Origin of the sequence: Alitiscatomonas sp. (assembly GCF_037242085.1) — a bacterium.
GTDB lineage: Bacteria > Bacillota > Clostridia > Lachnospirales > Lachnospiraceae > Alitiscatomonas > Alitiscatomonas aceti.
Map to the genome: position 1 here is coordinate 1 of NZ_JAXXBR010000015.1, position 4686 is coordinate 4686.

Below are 4686 nucleotides of genomic sequence, written 5' to 3' on the forward strand. Positions count from 1 at the left end.
ACTGTCAGGCTTTAAGACACCAGTACAGATCTTCATCAGGGAATATTTGCCAATGAAGGGATCCACCACGGTCTTAAATACCTTTGCAGAAAGGGAGACTTCGTCGTTATATTTAGCTGTAAAACGCTCTCCGTTGGAAACGTCCACGCCGATGCACTCACCAGCCTCATCCGGAGACGGGAAGTAGCGGTCAATGGCATTCAACAGAGCGTGGAAGCCCTGGCAGTTGATACCGGAGCCCATCATAACAGGAACGATATTGCCCTGGCAGACGTTGGTCTGTACGGCAGTATAGATCTCGTCCTGGGTAAATTCCTCGCCGGAGAAGTAGCGCTCCATATATTCCTCGCTGGTCTCGGCAACAGCCTCGATCAGGGCGTCGCGGATGATCCCTAAGTTTTTCTTCGTATATTCGGGAATCTCACATTCCTCATAGTCGGACAGGTTCGTAAACCGTCTGCCTTCCATCTTAACAGCGTTTACGAAGCCGACAAATTTTTCATTTTCACGGATCGGCACCTGGAACGGGGCGATCTTTCTTCCAAACTGTTTTTCCAGCTTTAAGATCAGTTCACGGAAGGATGCATGATCATCATCCATATTGGTCACAAAAATGATCCTGGGGAGGCGGTACTCTTCACATAACTCCCACGCCTTTTCTGTACCTACTTCAATCCCTGCCTTGCAGTTTACAACGATAATAGCTGCGTCTGCAACGCTTACAGCCTCTTCCACTTCACCCACAAAGTCGAAATATCCGGGAGTATCCAGGAGGTTGATCTTAACCTTGCCTTCTGCGCCCTGGTATTCAATGGGGACCATGGTTGTAGAGATCGAGAACTGTCTTTTAATTTCTTCTTTATCGTAATCACTGATGGTATTTCCGTCAGAGATTTTTCCCATTCTCTTGGTCACGCCGGTCAGATAAGCCAGTGCTTCAGCGACTGTGGACTTTCCGGCGCCACCGTGGCCTAAAAGTACAACATTGCGGATCTGTTTTGTTCCATAAACGTCCATATTCATTCCTCCCGTACTGTTTTAGTCGTTGGTTTTCGGACAATTTCATTTTCATCTCCAAACCTATGAGGATATTCTACCAAAATTCATGCAATATTACAAGCAAAATATGCAAAGTGCACAAAATATTTTTCTAAAACATCGGACTGATGGAAGATATGCTGTCATGGACTCCAGATTTTACTCTGTTTTTACATACCTTTGATTCAATTCATACCTTTATCCATTATACTCCACTCACCGATCAGAAAAACGACAGGAGGGCACTGAAATGATGAGAAAAAAACTTTTGATCACTTTACTGGCTGCCATGACCGCGGCCGCCGCGTTACCCTTTTCTGCCTCTGCGGATGAATGGAAACAGGATTCCAGCGGCTGGTGGTATGAGGTCGATGACGATGACGACCAGGATGATGACGACGATTATGTGAAAAAAAGCTGGAAGCTTATTGACGGAAAATGGTATTATTTCCATGATTCCGGATATATGGCCACCGGATGGGTGGAGCTGGACGACGGATGGTACTTTCTAAACAGCGATGGCTCCCTTTTGACCAGCGGCTGGACCCCGGACCATTGCTGGGTGGATGACGATGGCCGGTGGGACGATGACAGGGATGACAGAGACGACCGGGACGATGACAACGACGACCGCGATGACGACAACGACGACCGCGATGACGACAACGACGACCGCGATGACGATTGATACCCTCTCAGAACTGATGCAGTATCTGAAATAGTTACAAAAACAGAGAGTCCGCCATTTTTAAGCGGCTGGCTCTCTGTTTTTCTATCTCCTATTTTTGCATTCCAACCGGCCGGGGCACGCCCTTTCCCTGGGACAGCTCCCTTAATGATCGGATTTCAGCCCCGCTCCGCACATGGTGATCAAGCAGTCTCTGGTCTCTCCGTTTTGGCGGCAGAATTCCAGGTAGGCCGCGTAATTGGCTGCAGTGGTGTGTTCACAATAGATCCCCTTTCCGGCCAGGATCTCCCTGGCTTCCAGGATCTTCTCCTCCGGAGCATGGATGAACTGGACATGATATTTATAAGCGTACTCCAGGATCTCTTCTCCCCGCATAGGAACTCCAATGGCAATGCCCTCGGCCAGTGTGGGCTCCGGAGATACCCTGGCGGGCTCCCGGCTGCCCTCCTGGGCCGCCTTTAATAAGGGATCGCATTTTTCGCTCTGGACCGCCAGGATCCGGGGCATGGAGACAATGGCTCCACTTTCCAGCAGATGCTCCAGGGCCTTTACAGCCCCCAGGAAAAGCGTACCGTTTCCCACGGGGATCACCAGATGTTCCGGGATCCTCCCCAGCTGCTCCATGACCTCGTAGATATACGTCTTTGTCCCCTCATAGAAAAATGGATTGTATACATGATTGGCGTAGTACAGCCCTTCCCGGTCGGCCTTTTCCCTGCACACGGCGGCACAGTGGTCCCGGCTTCCGGGCACCACCGTACATACGGCTCCGTGGGCCCGGATCATGGCGATCTTTTTAGGAGAAGTTCCCTGGGGCACAAAGATCTCACAGGGGATCCCGGCCCTGGACGCATAGGCGGCAATGCTGTTTCCTGCGTTGCCGCTGCTGTCCTGGACCACATAGTCCACTCCCGCCGCCTTACAATGGGCCATCAGAACGGCCGCCCCCCGGTCCTTATAGGAAAGGGTGGGCATCATGTAGTCCATTTTTAAAAGAACGTTCCCGTCCATGCGGACCACCGGAGTCATACCCTCTCCCAGGGTCAGCTCCCTCCAGCTTTCGTCCTCCAGAGCCATGTATTTCCGGTAGCGGAACTGACTCCACTGGCTTTTGTCAATGCCGTCCGGCCTAAAGGGAGGTGGAGTAAAATCCAGCTTCCAGAGTCCCCCGCAGCTGCATCTGGCCTGGCGGGTGGAAACAGATACTTTTTTTCCGCATTTAGAACAGATATAATCCATACTTATTCCTCCTCTTTCCTGGCGCGGAGCTCATCCATCTGCCGGATGGCTGCATCCGCCCGGTTCATACCATATCCGATTCTTTTCTTCACACCTCTGCAATTTATCTTATCTTACATCCCGTATGAAAACCTGTCAATAGACCGGCTCACAGCGGCAGTCTCCAGGGCATGAGCCAGGCAGTTTCTGGATTTTCTCTCTAAAAAAGCCTCCGGCTGGGGCGGCCGGAGGCTGATACAAAAATAAGAGGTTGTATAATAGGAGGTTTCTATTGTTTTATAATTTCAGCCCCTCCGCGTACAGCCTGTACGTTTCCAGGCCAGAGAGATCTACGTCATTCAGAGTCACCGGCTCCCCTGCCTTCACATCCTGCAGGAGTACCGCTCCGTTTAAAAGATAAAACGGTGCCGCGCTTCCCACAGCTGCCCGTTCCAGAAGCTCCGGTGTCAGGCCGTCGATTTCATGGTGATGGCCATGGACTGTGAGTACCGTCCCTGCCGGGATATCCCTCTGGGCGACGCCGGCAAGCACCGATACCTGACGGCATTCACTGTGGGTGCCGATCCCCATGAGATCTCCCTCCAGGATCGAAACCGGGGTCTCCAGCCCCATATAATGATAGGGATGGTAGATACAGCAGTATTTCCCATTCCGGCTCATCACATGGCCCTTTCCCTTTAAGATCTCCCACATTTTTTTATTCTCACAGCGGACGATGACGAATTCACCGCCGCAGAAGCTTGCCTCATTCTTTTCCCGGAGATTATAGAACACATCCACCACTCCGGTCTTATCCAGGATCCCGCCGTCCTCTTTGGGAATAAAAATATCGGCCAGCTCACTGACCCTGGCCATGGGGTAGCTTAAGAATGGAGACGCCGGGACCAGTCCTGTGATATTGGACACCAGGTTCATCTCACAAAGATCTGCAGAGATCACCTCTGCATATTTGCCCAGCAGCTTTTTCCTGGCCTCCAGGGTTTCGGTCCCCTTATAGCTCCAGCAGTCCAAAAGCTCCGGAAGCTCCTCCGGTCCGCTGTTTCCGTCCAGATATTGGAAGGTCCCTGTCTCCCGGTCCCATACCATATCATATTCGCTGGATTTGCCGGCAGCGATCACCTCCAGGCCCAAAAGCCTCGCCCAGGAATAAAGGTCCAGGAGATTTCTCGGCTGATCCCCGTTTACCAGGGCATACACCGCATGGTTCTCCTCTGCGGTCTGGTTCAGTACAGGACCGCAGACACTGTCTGTCTCCTTGGAGACCATATACACGTTGATCCCTTTCCTTAGCGCCCTTAAGGCCGCGTCGGAGCTGACTGCCGTATTGCCGGTGCACTCCACCAATGCCGTGATCCCGCATTCCGTCACCAGACGGTAATCATCCACAATAAGAATGGCATCCTCAGATGCTGCCTTGATATCCTCCAGGCTATTGCACACCGTGATCCCAGCCTCATCGTAGCCGATCTCCTTCAGTACCTCCAGGCATTCATCCGTATGTCTGGAACAAATGACCCGAAGCTTCATGTGGGCCACTGTGGGGATCTGGGCCAGCAGCGTGTACCCATAGCCCTTGGTGGCTCCCACTACTCCCACCCGGGACACCCTTCCTGATCTGTCATTGAGAAGATTTGTATAATCCATAGATTCTGCTCCTTTTCTTTTATGGACGGAATACGATCTTAATGGCCGCATCGTCCTTATCTGCCAGGTCAAAGCCG

At 51.8% G+C, this 4686-nt stretch carries 4 protein-coding genes; 1 reads left to right on the plus strand and 3 read right to left on the minus strand.

Annotated elements, in window-relative coordinates:
* The coding region (locus tag WIH05_RS00205) for a GTP-binding protein (RefSeq protein ID WP_337424796.1) at positions 1–1017 on the minus strand (1017 nt) is incomplete at its 3' end.
* Positions 1018–1288: 271 nt separating this feature from the next.
* On the opposite strand from WIH05_RS00205, the gene WIH05_RS00210 reads away from it, so the two are divergent.
* Positions 1289–1726 carry a hypothetical protein gene (locus tag WIH05_RS00210; protein ID WP_337424797.1) on the plus strand — a complete coding sequence of 146 codons (438 nt, stop codon included), beginning with the start codon at positions 1289–1291 and terminating at the stop codon, positions 1724–1726.
* Between the two features lie 144 nt (positions 1727–1870).
* On the opposite strand, the gene WIH05_RS00215 is transcribed toward WIH05_RS00210, so the two are convergent.
* Together WIH05_RS00215 and WIH05_RS00220 are read right to left on the minus strand one after the other, a co-directional pair.
* Positions 1871–2965, minus strand: coding sequence for a threonine synthase (locus tag WIH05_RS00215; RefSeq protein WP_022274644.1), 1095 nt, complete (start codon positions 2963–2965; stop codon positions 1871–1873).
* Positions 2966–3241: 276 nt separating this feature from the next.
* Positions 3242–4609, minus strand: a complete 1368-nt coding sequence (locus WIH05_RS00220) for an SAF domain-containing protein (protein WP_022274643.1) — start codon at positions 4607–4609, stop codon at positions 3242–3244.
* Between the last annotated feature and the right edge of the window lie 77 nt (positions 4610–4686).